Source organism: Hyalangium sp., assembly GCF_035629615.1.
In the GTDB taxonomy this organism is placed as follows: Bacteria; Myxococcota; Myxococcia; order Myxococcales; family Myxococcaceae; genus Hyalangium.
Window position 1 is genome coordinate 13,280 of record NZ_DASPHO010000854.1, and the last position, 15,997, is coordinate 29,276.

16 protein-coding genes are annotated in these 15,997 nt (G+C 68.1%); 14 read left to right on the plus strand and 2 right to left on the minus strand.

Going from position 1 to position 15,997, the window contains the following annotated elements:
* Positions 1–40 precede the first annotated feature (40 nt).
* The 6 genes from VD972_RS42895 to VD972_RS42920 all read left to right on the plus strand — a co-directional run bounded on the left by VD972_RS42895 (position 41) and on the right by VD972_RS42920 (position 7,619).
* A complete protein-coding gene (locus tag VD972_RS42895) occupies positions 41–1,504 on the plus strand; it encodes an MFS transporter (protein ID WP_324995457.1) in 1,464 nt (487 codons plus the stop codon).
* 91 nt (positions 1,505–1,595) lie between these two features.
* The gene (locus VD972_RS42900) at positions 1,596–3,167 is read left to right on the plus strand and encodes a hypothetical protein (RefSeq protein ID WP_324995459.1); all 1,572 of its coding nucleotides are present in this window, start codon (positions 1,596–1,598) and stop codon (positions 3,165–3,167) included.
* A gap of 13 nt (positions 3,168–3,180) precedes the next feature.
* Positions 3,181–3,759: a class I SAM-dependent methyltransferase gene (locus tag VD972_RS42905; RefSeq protein ID WP_324995462.1), complete on the plus strand. Its 579-nt coding sequence runs from the start codon at positions 3,181–3,183 to the stop codon at positions 3,757–3,759.
* A gap of 241 nt (positions 3,760–4,000) precedes the next feature.
* Positions 4,001–6,742 (plus strand): PKD domain-containing protein, encoded by a 2,742-nt coding sequence (locus tag VD972_RS42910; RefSeq protein ID WP_324995464.1) that lies wholly within the window; start codon positions 4,001–4,003, stop codon positions 6,740–6,742.
* A 130-nt stretch (positions 6,743–6,872) separates the two neighbouring features.
* Positions 6,873–7,280, plus strand: a complete 408-nt coding sequence (locus VD972_RS42915) for a thioesterase family protein (protein ID WP_324995465.1) — start codon at positions 6,873–6,875, stop codon at positions 7,278–7,280.
* Positions 7,281–7,418: 138 nt separating this feature from the next.
* Positions 7,419–7,619, plus strand: a complete 201-nt coding sequence (locus VD972_RS42920) for a hypothetical protein (protein ID WP_324995468.1) — start codon at positions 7,419–7,421, stop codon at positions 7,617–7,619.
* Positions 7,620–7,710: 91 nt separating this feature from the next.
* Here VD972_RS42920 and VD972_RS42925 read toward each other — a convergent pair whose 3' ends face one another.
* Entirely contained in the window at positions 7,711–8,391 is a 681-nt protein-coding gene (locus VD972_RS42925; protein WP_324995470.1) for a hypothetical protein, read from the minus strand.
* 231 nt (positions 8,392–8,622) lie between these two features.
* On the opposite strand from VD972_RS42925, the gene VD972_RS42930 reads away from it, so the two are divergent.
* The 6 genes from VD972_RS42930 to VD972_RS42955 all read left to right on the plus strand — a co-directional run bounded on the left by VD972_RS42930 (position 8,623) and on the right by VD972_RS42955 (position 14,458).
* Complete coding sequence (locus VD972_RS42930; RefSeq protein WP_324995472.1) at positions 8,623–8,928, plus strand: hypothetical protein; 306 nt, start codon at positions 8,623–8,625, stop codon at positions 8,926–8,928.
* 21 nt (positions 8,929–8,949) lie between these two features.
* Positions 8,950–9,690: a sterol desaturase family protein gene (locus tag VD972_RS42935; protein WP_324995474.1), complete on the plus strand. Its 741-nt coding sequence runs from the start codon at positions 8,950–8,952 to the stop codon at positions 9,688–9,690.
* 111 nt (positions 9,691–9,801) lie between these two features.
* Positions 9,802–10,548 carry a hypothetical protein gene (locus VD972_RS42940; RefSeq protein ID WP_324995476.1) on the plus strand — a complete coding sequence of 249 codons (747 nt, stop codon included), beginning with the start codon at positions 9,802–9,804 and terminating at the stop codon, positions 10,546–10,548.
* Positions 10,549–10,668: 120 nt separating this feature from the next.
* Positions 10,669–11,790, plus strand: coding sequence for a pyruvate dehydrogenase (acetyl-transferring) E1 component subunit alpha (gene pdhA / locus VD972_RS42945; RefSeq protein WP_324995478.1), 1,122 nt, complete (start codon positions 10,669–10,671; stop codon positions 11,788–11,790).
* A 53-nt stretch (positions 11,791–11,843) separates the two neighbouring features.
* On the plus strand, positions 11,844–12,830 hold the full coding sequence (locus VD972_RS42950) for a pyruvate dehydrogenase complex E1 component subunit beta (protein WP_324995480.1): 987 nt from the start codon (positions 11,844–11,846) through the stop codon (positions 12,828–12,830).
* A gap of 5 nt (positions 12,831–12,835) precedes the next feature.
* Positions 12,836–14,458, plus strand: coding sequence for a pyruvate dehydrogenase complex dihydrolipoamide acetyltransferase (locus VD972_RS42955; RefSeq protein ID WP_324995482.1), 1,623 nt, complete (start codon positions 12,836–12,838; stop codon positions 14,456–14,458).
* Positions 14,459–14,527: 69 nt separating this feature from the next.
* Here VD972_RS42955 and VD972_RS42960 read toward each other — a convergent pair whose 3' ends face one another.
* A complete protein-coding gene (locus VD972_RS42960; RefSeq protein WP_324995484.1) occupies positions 14,528–14,737 on the minus strand; it encodes a hypothetical protein in 210 nt (69 codons plus the stop codon).
* A 165-nt stretch (positions 14,738–14,902) separates the two neighbouring features.
* Between VD972_RS42960 and VD972_RS42965 the strand changes: the two genes are divergently transcribed.
* Positions 14,903–15,202: a DUF2795 domain-containing protein gene (locus VD972_RS42965; RefSeq protein ID WP_324995486.1), complete on the plus strand. Its 300-nt coding sequence runs from the start codon at positions 14,903–14,905 to the stop codon at positions 15,200–15,202.
* A gap of 129 nt (positions 15,203–15,331) precedes the next feature.
* Positions 15,332–15,997: response regulator (locus VD972_RS42970; protein ID WP_324995488.1), on the plus strand; the 666-nt coding region annotated here is incomplete at its 3' end.

Sequence of the window (15,997 nt, forward strand, 5' to 3'; positions counted from 1 at the left end):
TGCGCGGACCGTTTCGTCCCGCTCTGCCGAGGTCCACTGCATGTCGTCGATGCCCGCGTGGCTGCAACAGCTGCTGCCGATCCTGATCCTGCTTGCGGCGATAGGCCTGGTGATCGCACGCCTGCCCAAGGTCGAGCTCGGGCACTCGGCGGCGTTCAAGCGCCGGCGGCTCTTCAACTGGTTCCCGCTGGGGATGACGTACGCGTTCCTCTATATGGGGCGCTACAACGTCAACGTCGCCACCAGCGCGATGGGCGACCGCACCTCGAACGCGGACTTCGGCACCATCTTCTTCTGGGGAACGATCGTCTACGGCGTCGCGTTCCTGCTCAATGGCCCGCTGACGGATCGGTGGGGTGGGCGCAGGACGATCCTGATCTCCGCGGCCGGCTCCTCGGTGTGCAACGTGTTGATGGGCGGCGTGGTGTACGCGGTGCTGACGCAGGACTGGCAGCCGCCGGGAGGGCTGGTGGCGACGCTGTCCTTCCTCTACGCGCTGAACATGTACTTCCAGAGCTTCGGCGCCGTCTCCATCGTCAAGGTGAACGCGTCCTGGTTCCACGTGCGCGAGCGCGGCGTGCTGGGCGGTGTATTCGGCATCCTCATCTCGCTGGGCGTCTACTTCGCCTATGACTGGAGCCGCTTCATCACCCAGAACGCGCCCGTGTACTGGGTGTTCTTCATCCCCGCGGCCATCCTCGCGGCCTTCCTGGTGCTGGACTTCTTCGTCATCCGCGACACGCCGGGCGCGACGGGCCACCCGGACTTCGACACCGCGGATGCCTCCTCGGGCGACACGGGAGACCGGCCCGGGGTGGGTGCGGTGATCAAGAAGATGCTGAGCAACCCCGTCATCGTCGTCATCCTGCTGATCGAGTTCTGCAGCGGCTTCATGCGCAACGCGATCATGCAGTGGTACCCCAAGTTCGCGAAGTCCACGGGCATCAGCGAGAGCTTCGTCGCCTCCAACTGGGGCATGCTGCTGTGCGTGGCGGGCATCACCGGCGGCATGTTCGCCGGCGTCATCTCCGACAAGGTGTTCGACTCGCGGCGCGGCCCCGTGTCCGCGGTGCTCTATGGTGGGATGACGCTGGGCGCCATCGCCACGCTCTTCCTCATCGACCACCGCCTGCTGGGGTGGACGGTCATCTTCATGTCGCTGTGCGTCATCGGCGTGCACGGGATGCTGTCGGGGACGGCCAGCATGGACTTCGGCGGCAAGAAGAATGCGGGCGTGGCGGTGGGCATCATCGACGGCGCCGTCTACGCGGGCACGGCCCTCCAGTCGCTGCTGCTGGGGAAGATCCTCCCCTCGGGTGAGGCGGCCAAGGACCCCAACAACTGGAGCAACTGGCCCATCGCCCTGGTGCCGCTGTCGGTGGCGGGATTGTTGCTGGCCACACGGGTTTGGAACGCGAGGCCTCAGGGCAAGGCGGCGCCTCAGCCCGCCCCGGCAGCGGCCTCGGTTGCCGCTCGCCCGCCTCGGACGGGCACCGAGGGGTAGGCTCTTCGTGCAGGGGGGCCGTTCAGCGTCGGACGGCGATGGCCAGGGGGGCGATTGTCTGTGTGACAGTCTTGTGACGTAAAGTAGAGGCGTGCCCTCGCCATCTGCCCCACTGCTTCAGAACCGGTTGGAGGTCCACGACCGGAAGCAGTTCGAGATCAAGCTCGAGTACCAGCCGTCGGGCGCCGACGACGAGACGCGCTATCTCGTGGAGATGTTCCTGTTCCTGCCGAACAGCCTGAACATCGACGCGGAGGTGTACCCCCGGGCGGACTTCTACGCGGACATCCACAACTACGTGCGCTTCACCACGCCGGTGATGAGCCTGGAGGAGCTGCTGTCCCTGGAGGGCTCTCCGCTGGTGCGGCTGGAGGCGTGGCTGAGGACGGGGATGGCGACGGAGGCGGAGATCGTCTACCAGGCCAAGCTCCTGTGTTGCATCTTCCGCGGGGCGCTGCGCCGCTTCGCGCGGCTGGTGGATGGGCAGTGCGAGGTGCCGGGCACCGGGGGGATGGGCGAGGCCGAGTACGCCGAGCTGCAGCGGCTGATCCTCAGCTCCCAGCAGGCGGTGGTGCAGGTGCTGGAGCGCTTCCGCGCGTGGACGAAGGTGACGCGCACGCTGCGGCTGCAGGAGAAGACGCGCGCCTCGCTGCGGCTGGTGGACGAGTACATGAGCCTCACGGTGGAGCAGTACTTCCGCAAGGCCGTGACGGAGATGGACGCGCTGCCTCGCTCGGGCGTCTACATCGAGCCGCGCAAGGCGCTGATGGCGACGGTGATTGCCGAGGAGTCGTACCGCAAGGAGAACCAGCTTCGCAGCGTGCTCAGCCCCACCGGTGACAATGAGGAGTACATGCACCGGATCGGGTTCCTGAAGAAGTTCTGCATGAACATCCTCTTCCTGTCGGCGCGGCGGAAGCAGAAGCGCCAGGGCTGGGAGGAGGTGCTGTTCGCGATCGCGGCGGGCCTGGCCATGGCGTTTGCCACGGCGGTGGCGTTCTGGGCGCAGCTGCGCTTCACCCAGGCGAGCCTCAACTTCTTCCTGATCCTCGTGGTGGGTTACATGATGAAGGATCGCATCAAGGAGGGCCTGCGCCGCATCTTCAGCAGCTTCGCCTCGAGGCACCTGTACGACCGGATGGCGGAGATCGTGGATCCGGTGACGAAGAAGTGCCTGGGCACGCTGGAGGAGCGCGTGGACTACGGCCGGACGGTGAAGATTCCGGACGAGATCGCCGTGCTGCGCTGCCTGGATGACTTCATCACCGTGTCCCAGGGCGAGCTGTCCGAGACGGTGATCCGCTACCAGAAGGAGATCGTCCTGGACGCGGATCTCCTGCCCAAGGCGGATCGGCGGCTGACAGGCGTCACGGACATCATCCGCTTCAACGTGGAGCGCTTCCTGCGCGACATGGACGACCCGGAACTGGCGCTGGAGTACGTGGACCTGGAGGACTTCACGGTGGGACGGGTGAAGGCCGCCAAGAGCTACCAGGTCGATCTGGCGTTCCGCTTCACCACGGACGAGGCGGACCAGAAGAAGGTGTCCGTGCAGCTGGTGCGGCTGGTGCTGGACCGCAACGGCATCAAGCGGATGCTGCGCATCACCCCGGAGCAGCCGGGGGTGCCTCCGGGCCCTGCGCCCTACCGCACGGCGGCCTGAGAGGCGAGGTGCCGTGTCCGAGGACGATCGACAGCGGTGGAATGGCCGCTACTGCGAGCAGACAGGGGCCTCTCTGGAGCCCTCCAGGTTCCTTCAGTCCCTCGCGGACCGGCTCCCAGGCACGGGCCGGGCGCTCGATGTGGCGGGTGGGCCGGGGCATGACGCGCTGTGGCTGGCGCGGCGTGGCCTGGAGGTCACGCTCCTGGACATCTCGGATGTCGCGCTCGAGCGAGCTGCAGTGGCCGCCCGGGAGGCGGGTGTCCCTCTTCGAGGGGAGCGGGTGGATCTGGAGGCAGAGCCGCTCCCTCCAGGGCCGTACTCACTCGTGCTCTGCTTGAACTTTCTCTCTCGCCCGTTGTTCGACGTGTTCCCGAAGGTGCTCGCCCCGGGCGGGCTGCTCGTCTTCGCTCAGCCCACTCGGAGCAACCTCCTGCGCAATCCTCATCCCTCGGCTCGCTTCCTCCTGGAGGACGGCGAGCTGCCTGGGCTGCTGCGCGGGCTCGAGGTGGTCTCGTATACCGAGGGTTGGACCGGGGAAGGGCGGCACGAGGCGCGATTGGTTGCCACGCTCCGCCCTGTACCGGGTGCTTGAGGTGCCAGGGGCTTCCTTCGCCGGAACGAACAGCTCGCGAATGGGGGCTTCGTGGTGCGCGATCTCCCCACACTCCGGCCGGTGGGAGTCGGCCGAGGCTCGCGTGTTAGGGTGCGCGCCGCGTTCCGTGTGATTGCACCGGGGGGCAGCCGTCCTCCGGGAGAGGCCGTGCGCCGCGGGGACGTGTCAGGACGCTCGCTACGCTTCGGCGAGCTTTGTTCCACCGTCAGGAGGAGTCTTCGTGTCCCTTTGGAATTCGAACCGGCGAACCGTATCGCTTGCCGTCACAGTCATGGCCCTGGGAGTGCTTGCTGCCTGTGGTGGCAACGGCAACCCGCCCAACCCGTCCCAGGGCGCTCGCGCCGAGATCAAGGTCATGCTCCCCCAGGAGCTGTCCTCCGCGGATGTGGCCCGCGTGCATGTCGAGGTCCGGGGGCCTGGCATCCCCACTCCCATTGGCATGGATCTGTCCCTGCAGGGGGGCTCCTGGCAGGGCACTCTGATCGACATCCCCGCGGGGCTGGATCGGATCTTCGAGGCCAAGGCGTACGATGCGGCCACGACGCTGCTCTACCAGGGGCAGGCGGGGCCGATCACCATCGCCGCCGGGAGCACGGTGAGCGTGGCCATCCTGCTTCAGGAGGTGAACCCGGATCCGCCCTACCGGAACGTTGCGCCGACGATCGACTCGGTGGTGGTGTCCGCCAACCAGGTGTCACCGGGCGGCACCATCACGCTGACGGCCACCGCGCATGACGACAACCCGGAGGACACGATCACGTTCGCGTGGACCGCGGCTGCGGGGACGTTCAGTGCCGCGTCCTCGGCCTCGACGAGCTGGGTGGCGCCCGCGACCGAGGGCGTGCAGGTGCTGCAACTCCAGGTGACGGACTCGAAGGGGACGTTCGCCACGATCAACGTCAGCATCAGCGTGCAGCGCGCTGGCGCGGCCGGAAGCGCGGCGGTGACGGTGGGCTTCAACACCTGGCCGACGGTCACTGGCATGACCGCGGTTCCGTCCGTCCTCACGCCCAATGTCGCTTCCCAGCTTGCTGCCGTGATCTTCGATGCGGATGGCGACAGCCTGAACGTGTCCTGGGGCTCCGACTGCCCGGGTATCTTCGATGCGTCCAACTCGGCCACGCCCTCGTTCACCGTGTTCGGTCCGCCTCCCATGGGGAACCGCTGCGTCTTGTCCGTCTCCGTCTCGGATGGCCGTGGTGGTCAGGGCTCGGGCACGCTCTCGCTGCTGGTCGGGCCCGCGCCGCGCCCCAACGTGGCCCCCCAGGTCGACAGCACCTTCAAGAGCTCCGAGCAGGCGGGTGGCAACGAGGTCGTGACGGTGGGCCTCACCGCGCACGATCCGGAGTCCACGGCGTTGGTGTTCTCCTGGAGCGCGAACCAGGGCTCCATCCTGAGCACCCGGGGGACCAGCACCTCGAGCGAGGTGGACTGGAGAGCGCCGGCCTGTCTGGATGGGGCAGCCGTCCTCACCGCGACCATCGTGGATGCAGGGGGCGCTACCACGCGCCAGCAGTTCTCCATCGCCCCTCGCGCGGGATCTTCGTGTGGCGGGCTGGCGGTGAGCGGCGTCCGCAACTCCCACCGCGTCCTGGCCGAAGGGAATGTCATCGTGGTTCCCATCGATCTGTCCGGTGTGACGATCGGTGCGTGGGTGCCGACCGTGGATGGCACGAGCTACGAGTGGCGCCCGGGCTCCGGCACGGCCGGCGGTACGTTCCTGATCCCCAACGTGGAGCGCACGCCCTACCTGCTCCAGCTCGGCATCAACTACCTGTGGTCCAGCAGCCGGACGCTCGATCTGAGCGGGGCCGGCCTGGGCCGTCCCGATGTGGTGCTCGAGCCGGACACGACCCAGCTCCAGCTGCAGCTCAGCGGGCTCGCTCCGTGGCAGGCGGGCGATGACTTCCAGCTCCACTCGACGAACGCAGGCATCGGGTACTTCTCCGCGCCGAACTGCGCCTCTCCGAGCGGCTTAAGCCCTGCGGACGGCGCAACCCAGCTCTCCGAGCAGATCGACTACGTGTTCTCCCTGCAGAACTGTGGGAGCCCCGGAGCCAGGATTGAGCCGGCCCGCGGCGATGTGCTGTATGCCACCCAGCTTGTGAGCCGCTCCGATGCGGCCACGTCGATGAACTTCCAGGAAGTGCGCCGGAGCTTCCAGACCAGCGCGTTGGGGGGTGGAGGCGGGGGCCCGCTGGTGCTCAGCGGGACGATGACGGAGCTGCCCCTCACGAACCAGACCGTGGACTACCGGGCGACTTCGTTCGAGGCCCTGGCGCTGGCGGGGCACCCCACCGCGACGCCGGGTACCAACTTCCTGAACATTGGCACCCTGCCGGGCTATGGGCAGTTCGGCTCCTTTGCGGGCTGGCCGGATCTGGCCCTGGTGGACAGCCCCGCTGGCCGTGGCGACCTCTTGACCGTGTTCACGTACGGCAACCCCTACCCGAGAGTCTGGCCCCAGTTCGTCACGAGCCAGTCCACCGCGCGGGTCCGCTACTCGGTGCCGCTGGAGGGGGGGGGCGAGTCCACGCCCCGCGTGTTCTCGGTGTACACGTACGCCCAGCAGCCGCTGGCGAGCGGCCCGCTCATGCCTCAGGTGGGGCCGCCGCGGGATCTGCGCCTCAACGGGGCGGAGGCCACGGGCAGCCTCATGGGCGTGGGGCTGACGCCTCTGGCGAGCTGGGCCCCGCCGAGCGTGGGGACCCCGCACTCCTACGCGGTGCGCGTGTATGAGCTCTTCGCCACGGGCACGGGCGTCACCTCGCGGCTGCAGGTGACGGTCCTCACGACGACCCAGACGCAGGTGCGGTTGCCCCCCGGCGTCCTGACGGCGGGCAAGTACTACCACCTCCAGGTGACCGCGGTCTTCCAGCCGGCGTCGGATCCGAGCAGGCCGTACATGAGCGGGCCGGTGTACCACACCGCGATGGGCGTGACGGGTCGCTTCCAGCCCTGAGCTGCTTCGCGCAGTTTGCTGGCCCCGGCGAGAGCTCCTCCGCCGGGGCCATTTTCTTGAAGGGTCCTTCATGGGAGGCATCCCTCCTGGCCGCCGGGATTCCCTATGCTGCCAGCCGGGAGGTGTCGCCTTGCCGTTCTCCATCCGCCTGCGGGTGACTGCGCAGGAACTCGATGAGCTCCAGCATGTGAGCAACGTGGTCTACATCCGGTGGATCCAGGATGCGGCCGTGGCTCACTCGGAGGCGGTGGGGTTGAGTCTGGAGGAGTACCGGAAGCTGGGCGCCGTCTTCGTGGTCCGCCGCCACGAGGTAGACTACCTACGCCCGGCGCTCTCCGGGGACGAGGTGGAGGTGGAGACGCGCGTGGTGGCAAGGAGCCCGGTGACAGCCACCCGGCAGACCTTCATCCGGCGGATGGCGGACGGGCAGGTGCTGGTCCAGGCCCAGACGCAGTGGGCCTACGTGTCTACGGCCACCGGGCGGTCTGTGCGCATCCCTCCCGAGGTGACCGAGCGCTTCGCCATCGAGCCGCCTTGATCGGCGCGCCAGACCTCAGGGGTGAGGAAAGCCAGGGAGACGTCTCAGGTCCAGCTCCATTGCTGGAGCCGCTGACACCCCGAGCGTGGCTTCTCAGGTGTCAGGCCTTCGGGATAGACCTGAGGCTGCATGGGCCACATGAAGCCACGTCCTCCGATGGATCTGCCCGCGACGTCCGAGGTCGAGCAGGCGCTCTTTGAAGAGCGCGCGGCGATCCGGGAGTTCCTGGGTGGACTGCCGCGTGCGGAGGCAGAGGCTGCGGCTCGCGAGGATGTGCAGCGGATCCAGGCGGCGGAGCGAGGGGCCGAGTCCGGCTGGCGCGAGCGCATCAAGTCCTGAGCCAAGGGTCGCTCTCACGACGCAACGAAGGCCATCCCCACACCGAGCGAGGATGGCCTCCTGTGCTGCCCAGCGGTGACGCCCTGCTCCTCTAGAAGAGGACGGGGAAGTTGAGGCGCTTGGCGTGCGGCGCCTTCTCACCGTCGTGCTTCTCCAGGCCGATCTCGAAGGAGGCCGCGTCCTGCCGGATGCCCACGAGCTGCTGCTCGATGAAATCCACGTCGCCATCCGAGCGGGCGTCGGCCACGGTCCGGGCAATGTCGGCCTGATCGGTCAGCAGCGTGTTGGCCTCGGCGCCCGTGAGCGAGCCGCTCCGCACGCCCTGGGCGATGCGGCCGAGCTGTGCGGCCTGCTCGTTGGCGACGGGATCGCGCGGCGCGCTGCGATCGCGGTTGTGGGTGGCCAGGAACACATCGAGGCCGGCCTTGGCCTGCTGGAGGCGGATGCTGGCGGCCTCCCTCGCGGTCACCACGCCATCTGCGGAGGCGCTGGCGGTGGCCTGGGCGATCTTCGCCTGCTGGTCCAGGAGCTTCCCGGCCTCTTTCTCGGTGATGGAGCCGTTCTTGAGACCCTTCTGGATGGAGTCGAGCTGGTTGCCCTGGCTGTTGGCGAGCTGCTGGGAGCGCCCCGGCGTGAGGAGCCGGTCCAGGCCGCCCGGCTTCGGGAGCGGCAGCGGCAGCGGCTCGGGGCGGGGCAGGGTGGGCTTTGGCAGGGAGGGCGAAGTGGGGGCGGGGAAGCAGCCGCCGGCGACGATGGAGTTGATCTTGGTCATGGGAGATTTCCGGGAAGTGGAATGTCGTCACGATTTTCGGGTTTCTCCCGGGAGAGTTGCGCGAGGCTGCGTTGAAATGCGTGCACGGAGTATGTGCGCGTGCGTGCTACATGGGGCCGCGTCGGAGACTGGCGCTGTGCGCCCTCGGTGCTCTCAGGAGCTGAGAGCGGCTCGATAGATCCTCTGGGGGGCTCGTTCGTTCATGGGGCTCATTCCCACAGAGGGCCTCGCATGAACCTTGAGCCTGTCCGTCGTCGCCGTTCCGTTGTCTCGGTCATCTTGGGTGCGCTCGCGATGGTGGGCTCGTTCGGAGTCATCGGAGTGCTGGTCCTCTCGGATGTCGCCGATGCGAAGGCGCCCCGCAGGTCCGCACCCGAGCAGATGGCCCGTGTGGAGCAGGAGCAGACGGAGCTGACACCCGTTGAGGAGCTTGAGAACGCCCCGGTGGAGGCCTCCAAGACCCCGAAGAAGGTCGCGAAGACGAAGCGCGGCAAGAAGAAGGCGAAGGTGGATTTCGGCCGCTTCGAGGGCTACTGACGCCTGGAGCTCCTGGACGCCATGCTCGCGACGCTTCTGGGCACCGCCGTCTCGCTGCTGGTGATGGCGGGGCTCCTCACTCCGCTGGAGAGCTGGTTCCCCGTCGCTGCCGCTCGCCCGCGGGCCCGGGCGGTGGTGGCCTGCGTCGCGCTCTTCGTGTTCAACACCGCGCTGATGCAGCTTGCTGGCGCTCCTGTGCTGGAGACCCTGGAGGAGCAGTTCGCTGCCGCGGAACCGCCTTCGTGGATGCGGCTGCTGGCGGTCCTCGTGCTCGCGGACGTGGCGGGCTACTGGATGCACCGAGTGATGCACCGGGTGCCCCTGCTGTGGCGCCTGCACGCGGTCCACCACGCGCCCACGGAGCTCCATTGGTTCGAGGCGTGGCGCCAGCACCCGATCGACTTCCTGATGCATGGACTCGCGGTGGGCCTGCCCAGCGCGCTGCTGGGGGCCTCGCTCGCGGAGATCTCCAGCGTGGTGCTGATCCGCAAGGTGTTCACCGCCTTCCTCCACGCCAACGTGCGCTGGCGCTTCGGGCCGCTGGAGTGGGTGCTGGCGACGCCCCTGTTCCACTGGGTGCACCACAGCGCCGATCCGCGTGACTACGACAGCAACTTCGCGGGCACCTTCGCGTGGGTGGACGTGCTCTTTGGCACCCACCGCCGCGCGGAGGACTTCCCCCAGGCCGTGGGGCTGGCGTCGGTGACACCCACGGAGGGTATCGGTACACGGAGCCTGGAGCCCGTGCCCCCCACGGCTTGAGCGCGCTGGTGTGCGCCTCCCGAGCTTCCTTGCCTCGGACCCAGCCGCACGGCCACATCGAGCGGCTTTCCAGGCACTCCCGCCACCGGCCGCGTGTATCCTCACGGCCACATGGCGTACGACGACTTCAAGAGCCGTATCCGTGAGGGTTGGCAGAGCACCCTCCAAGACATCCTGGCGCGGGCTCGCACTCTGGGCTCGCAGGCTGTGCTGGCGTTCGACCTGGACTCCACGCTCTTCGACAACCGCCCGCGGCAGGCCCGCATCCTCCGCGAGTTTGGTACCGCGCGAGGGCTGACGCCCTTGGGAGCCTGCGTGGCCTCCCACTGGAGCAGCGGATGGGACATGCGGACGGCCATGCGCAACTGCGGCATGGCCCCCGAGCAGGTAGAGGCTGTGTACGAGGAGGCCCGCGTCTTCTGGCTGCAGCGCTTCTTCACCAGCGAGTACTGCGTGGACGACGTCGCCATCGAGGGCGCGGCGGCCTTCACCCACGCCGTGGTGGGCACCGGCGCTCAGCTGGCCTACGTGACGGGACGGCACGAGGGGATGCGCGAGGGGACGGTGGAGGCCATGCGCCGCTGCGGCTTGGCACTTCCGGGAGAGGGGGTTACCCACCTCATCATGAAGCCCTCGATGCGCGACAGCGATGACGCCTTCAAGCGCGAGGCCCATGCGCGGCTGGGGACGCTCGGCCGGGTGATCGCTGCCTTCGACAACGAGCCCACGCACGTCAACGACTACCTGCTCCGGTTCCCCGAGGCGACCGTCTTCCACCTGGCGACCGACCACTCGGGCCGGCCGGTGCAGCTGCTGGAGGCCGTCGTCTCCATTCCCCACTTCTGGGGGACGTCGTGACGCAGTGCGCCTAGGCCACACTTTGACTTTGAAGTCCCACAGCCGCGCGCTATGAGGCGCACGGCGTTCGATCCCCCGCCGGACCAGGACGGGGACCCCCCTTCAGGGAGGCAGCTCGCGGTGGCCAGCAAGTACTCGAAGGACCTGCTGTTGACGATGCACCGGAAGATGTACCTCATCCGCCGCTTCGAGGAGCGCACGGACCAGGCGTACAAGCAGGCGAAGATCGCCGGGTTCTGCCACCTCTACATCGGGCAGGAGGCTGTCGCGGTGGGCACCAATGAGGCCCTGCGTCCGGACGACTACATGCTCTCCGGGTACCGCGATCACGGCCAGCCGCTGGCCCGTGGCTCGGATGCGGGCATGGTGATGGCGGAGCTGTTCGGCCGCGGCACCGGCTACAGCAAGGGCAAGGGCGGCTCGATGCACATCTTCGACATCGAGCACCACTTCTACGGGGGCTACGGCATCGTCGGCGGGCAGATCCCCCTGGCGGCGGGCATGGCCTTCGCCAGCCGCTATCGCAACGAGGATCGCGTCACGGTGTGCTTCTTCGGCGACGCGGCGGCCAACCAGGGCGCCTTCCACGAGACGTTCAACATGGCGGCCAAGTGGAAGCTGCCGGTCATCTACATCTGCGAGAACAACCGCTACGGCATGGGCACGGCGATCGGCCGCGTGTCCGCGGAGCCGGAGATCCACAAGCGCGCGGCGGCCTACAAGATGCGCGGCGAGGCCGTGGACGGCATGGACGCTCTGGCGATGTACGAGGCGGTGAAGGACGCCGTCGAGTACTGCCGCGCGGGCAAGGGCCCGGTGCTGATGGAGGCCAACACCTACCGCTTCCGCGGCCACTCCGTGGTGGACCCCGCCAAGTACCGCCCCTCGGAGGAAGTCGAGGAGGAGCGCAAGAACGATCCCATCCCGAAGCTCAAGGCGTACGCGATCAAGCACAAGCTGGCGACCGAGGCGGAGTTCGACGCCATCGACGAGGAGATCAAGGCCCAGGTGGACGCGGCGGTGAAGTTCGCCGACGAGTCGCCCGAGCCCAGCCTCGACGAGCTGTGGCGCGACACCATCGTGGAGCCGGGCGAGGAGGACGTGCGTCCTCGCGAGCGCGTGCTCGGCATGAAGGTGAAGTGGCCAACCTACCCGTCGGGCCAAGAGCTGAAGGTGACGTGGGATCTGGAGCCTCGCCAGCAGGCCGAGCGCGAGGACAAGAAGGCGGGGCTGGCGCGCTAGCAGGCCGCCCGCCAACCCTTTACTGAATACGAGCTGACGAGTCGGAGCCAACAATGCCCGAGTTGATGTACCGCGACGCGCTGAACCAGGCGCTCGCCGAGGAGATGGAGCGCGACGCCAACGTCTTCCTGATTGGCGAGGAGGTGGGCCGCTACAACGGCGCCTTCAAGGTGTCCCAGGGGCTGCTGGATCGGTTCGGGAGCGCGCGCATCATCGACGCGCCCATCTCCGAGCTGGGCTTCACCGGCATGGGCGTGGGCTCGGCGATGGTGGGGCTGCGCCCCGTGGTGGAGATGATGACGTGGAACTTCGCCATCCTGGCGATGGACCAGATCGTCAACAACGCGGCCAAGCTGCGGCACATGTCCGGCGGCCAGCTGCGCTGCCCGATCGTCTTCCGGGGCCCGGGTGGCGCGGGCGGCCGGCTCTCCAGCCAGCACAGCCAGGCGCTCGAGGCCAACTACGCCCACTTCCCGGGGCTCAAGGTCATCGCGCCGGCTACGCCCGCGGACGCCAAGGGCATGCTCAAGGCGGCCATCCGCGACGACAACCCCGTCGTCATGTTCGAGGGCGAGCGGCTCTACTCCGTCAAGGGCGAGGTGCCCGAGGGTGAGCACGTCGTCCCCCTGGGCAAGGCGGACGTGAAGCGCGAGGGCAAGGACGTCTCCATCATCACCTGGAGCCGCATGTACTACTTCTGCGAGGAGGCCGCGAAGCAGCTGGAGCAGGAGGGCATCTCCGCGGAGATCCTGGACCTGCGCACGCTGCGGCCGCTCGACGAGGAGGCCATCCTGGCCACGGTGCGCAAGACGAACCGCGCCATCGTCGTGGAGGAGGGCTGGCCCCTGGCGGGCGTGGGCGCCTCGGTGGTGGACATCATCCAGTCCCAGGCCTTCGACGAGCTGGACGCGCCAGTACTGCGGGTGACCGGGCTCGACGTGAACATGTCCTACGCGACGAACCTCGAGAACGAAACCCAGCCGGACGCGACGAAGATCATCGCCGCCGTGAAGAAGGTCCTCTACCGAGAGGGAGCCTGAGACGTATGGCCATTCCCATCCAGATGCCGTCGCTCTCCCCCACCATGAAGGAGGGGAAGATCGTCAAGTGGCTCAAGAAGGTGGGGGACAAGGTCTCGTCCGGCGAGCCCCTCGCCGAGGTGGAGACGGACAAGTCCAACCTCGAGATCGAGTCCTACGACGACGGGATCCTGCTGCAGATCACCGTGCCTGAGGGGGAGATGGCCCAGGTGGGCGCTCCTATCGCCTACGTGGGTGCCAAGGGGGAGAAGGTCGAGGCCGGCAAGGCCGCGCCCGCTCCCTCCTCGCCCGCTCCCAAGGCCGAGGCGCCCAAGGCCGAGGCCTCGAAGGCGCCTGCTCCGGTCGCTCCTGCTCCCGCTGCCCCAACTGCTCCGGCCGCGGGAGGTGAGGGGATCCCAGTCACCATGCCCTCGCTCTCCCCGACCATGAAGGAGGGGAAGATCGTCAAGTGGCTCAAGAAGGAGGGGGACAAGGTCTCCTCCGGTGAGCCCATCGCCGAGGTGGAGACAGACAAGTCCAACCTCGAGATCGAGTCCTACGAGGACGGGACGCTCGCGAAGATCCTCGTGGGCGAGAACCAGATGGCGGATGTGGGCGCTCCCATCGCGTACATCGCTGGCAAGGGAGGCAAGGCTTCCGCCGCGGCGCCTGCTGCCACTCCGGCTGCTCCGAAGTCCGGGGCACCCGCTGCCGCTCCGGCTGCTCCCAAGGCGGAGGCTCCCAAGGCCGCCGCGCCTGCTCCCGCGGCTCCCGCGGGTGGCCGTGTCCGTGCCAGCCCGCTCGCCAAGAGGATGGCGCGGGATCGCGGCCTGGATCTGGCGTCGCTGCAGGGCTCCGGCCCGCTCGGCCGCGTCGTGAAGCGCGACATCGAGGCGGCGCTCGCCCAGGGCGTGCCCCCGAAGAAGGCTGCGGCCGCGCCCGCGCGTGCGGCAGCCGCCACCGGTGTCCGGCCCGAGCCGCAGGTGGTGCCGATCTCGACGATGCGCCGGGTGATCGCCCAGCGCATGTCCGAGGTGAAGCCTGGCGTGCCCCACTTCTACCTGACGGTGGACGTGGAGATGGACGCGGCGATGAAGATCCGCGAGGAGGCCAAGGCGCTGGAGTCCAAGGTCTCCGTCAACGACATCATCGTGAAGGCGGCGGCCATCGCGCTGAAGCGCTACCCGAAGATCAACGTCTCGCTGCAGGGCGATCACATCCTGCAGTACGCCACGGCGGACGTCGGCATCGCGGTGGCGCTGGAGGAGGGCCTCATCACGCCCATCATCCGGGACGCGGATCAGAAGGGCCTGTCGGCGATCTCGGCCGAGGCCCGAGAGCTGGCCGAGCGCGCGCGCAAGCGGGCCCTCAAGCCCGCCGAGTACACAGGCGGCTCGCTCACCGTGAGCAACCTGGGCATGTACGGCATCGACCAGTTCGTGGCCGTCATCAACCCGCCGCAAGCGGCCATCCTCGCGGTGGGGGCGGTGGCGGACAAGCCGGTGGTGCGTGACGGGCAGATCCTCGTGCGGAAGATCATGACGGCGACGCTCTCGTGCGATCACCGCGTGATCGACGGCGCCATCGGCGCGGAGTACCTGCGCGAGCTCAAGGCGCTGCTCGAGCACCCCATGCGGCTGCTGTTCTAGCCGCGCCGAAGGGCCGCCATGCCATGACGCGTGGCGGCCCACCGTCGAGCCCGTCCTCCCTCTGCGGGCTCAGCTTCGGGGCTTCTCCTCTTGCTCCTCCATGTCGCGCTCGAGCCTGCGCTGTGCTTCGGTGACGTCGGCCTGCACCTCGCGCGGCGTGCCGGTAGGCAGCTCCTCCTCGTGATCCTTGGAGCGGCCCGAGATTCCAGGCCACGGCTCCGGCCGGGTCGACTGCGAGTTTTCGATGTGCTCCACGTAGCCCTTGTCCTTCTTGGCCATCCTCTGCCTCCTTTTCGTGTCCGTGGAGATACGGTGAGGTGTGGAGGTGGAGGTAGCCATGGGGCTCTCAGGTGAGCGCCTGCTCCACTGTCTGTCCTGCGAGCAGTGAAAAAAGCCCGCAATGTCCCCGTCGCCTGCTTAACTTCTCCTCAAATGAACGACGACATGACACGAGCCCGGTCCACCCCTGGTGAAGGTGGGCCGGAGGCACGTGCGAAGCCGACTCTCTCGCTCGCCGCCCTGCTGCGGCAGGCGCTCCAAGGTGCGGTGTTTCCGCTCTCGGGGGAGCAGCTGGTCCGCGTGGCCCGGGAGAACGCCGCTCCCTCGGAGGTCCTCACGGTCCTGGCGGTGCTGCCGCGCGGGGAATTCCGGTCTCTTGAAGCCGTGGAGTTTGCCCTCGAGGGCGAAGCGCAGGACAGGGCCCGCGCGCTGCAGGAAGCAGAACGCAGGTTACGCGGGGCTTGAGACGCGTCGCGTCACGCGCCAGGTGTCGCTCGTGGACGGATGTTCTCCGGAGGTAGATTTGAGGGCGGGAGGTAGCGGTATCCTGTCGTCATTCCAGCCGGACTCCTCTCCTCGGTCTGGATCCTTGCCATGAGCCCGTACGACCTTCCTGCAGTGCTCTACTGTGACGACGACGCCCTGAACCTCCGGGTGTTCGACGCCAACTTCGGGCAACGCTTCCGCATCTTCCGGTGTTCCTCTCCCAACGAAGCGCTGGCCATGCTGGAGCAGCGTCGCGGCGAGATCGGCGTCGTGGTCTCCGACCAGCGCATGCCCGGCATGAGCGGCGTGGAGCTGCTGGAGCGCGCGCGAACGCTGGCCCCTGACGCCAAGCGCATGCTCGTCACCGCGTACGCGGATCTCCAGGCCGTGGTGGACGCCGTCAACCGCGGCCAGGTGACGCGCTACTTCGTCAAGCCGTGGGATCGCGCGGAGATGCTCGCCGCGCTCGAGGATGCGCTGAAGATCGCGCGCCTGGAGCTGAAGATCCGCGAGGTGGAGAGCCGGATGATGAAGGCCGAGCGTCTGGCCACGCTCGGGCAGGTGACGGCCGGCATCGCCCACGAGCTCATGGGGCCGGTGGGCTACCTCTCGCAGAACGTGGCCTCGCTCCGCCGGGACATCGACTCGGTCATCGAGTACGTGAACAAGCACCTGGGGCCGGATCCCGACCGGAGCGTGTCGGAGACGGTAAAGGATCTGCCCGCGCTGATCGGCGATCTCGTGACGGGCACCGAGCACCTGCGGCAGGTGGCG

Excerpts from the sequence above, each read along its gene's own strand:
- VD972_RS42920 (WP_324995468.1), top strand. The coding sequence starts at position 7,419 with ATGAAGCCACGTCCTCCGATGGATCTGCCCGCGACGTCCGAGGTCGAG.
- VD972_RS42965 (WP_324995486.1), top strand. The coding sequence starts at position 14,903 with ATGACACGAGCCCGGTCCACCCCTGGTGAAGGTGGGCCGGAGGCACGT.
- VD972_RS42940 (WP_324995476.1), top strand. The coding sequence starts at position 9,802 with ATGGCGTACGACGACTTCAAGAGCCGTATCCGTGAGGGTTGGCAGAGC.
- VD972_RS42930 (WP_324995472.1), top strand. The coding sequence starts at position 8,623 with ATGAACCTTGAGCCTGTCCGTCGTCGCCGTTCCGTTGTCTCGGTCATC.
- VD972_RS42935 (WP_324995474.1), top strand. The coding sequence starts at position 8,950 with ATGCTCGCGACGCTTCTGGGCACCGCCGTCTCGCTGCTGGTGATGGCG.
- VD972_RS42925 (WP_324995470.1), bottom strand. The coding sequence starts at position 8,391 with ATGACCAAGATCAACTCCATCGTCGCCGGCGGCTGCTTCCCCGCCCCC.
- VD972_RS42895 (WP_324995457.1), top strand. The coding sequence starts at position 41 with ATGTCGTCGATGCCCGCGTGGCTGCAACAGCTGCTGCCGATCCTGATC.
- VD972_RS42950 (WP_324995480.1), top strand. The coding sequence starts at position 11,844 with ATGCCCGAGTTGATGTACCGCGACGCGCTGAACCAGGCGCTCGCCGAG.
- VD972_RS42955 (WP_324995482.1), top strand. The coding sequence starts at position 12,836 with ATGGCCATTCCCATCCAGATGCCGTCGCTCTCCCCCACCATGAAGGAG.
- VD972_RS42960 (WP_324995484.1), bottom strand. The coding sequence starts at position 14,737 with ATGGCCAAGAAGGACAAGGGCTACGTGGAGCACATCGAAAACTCGCAG.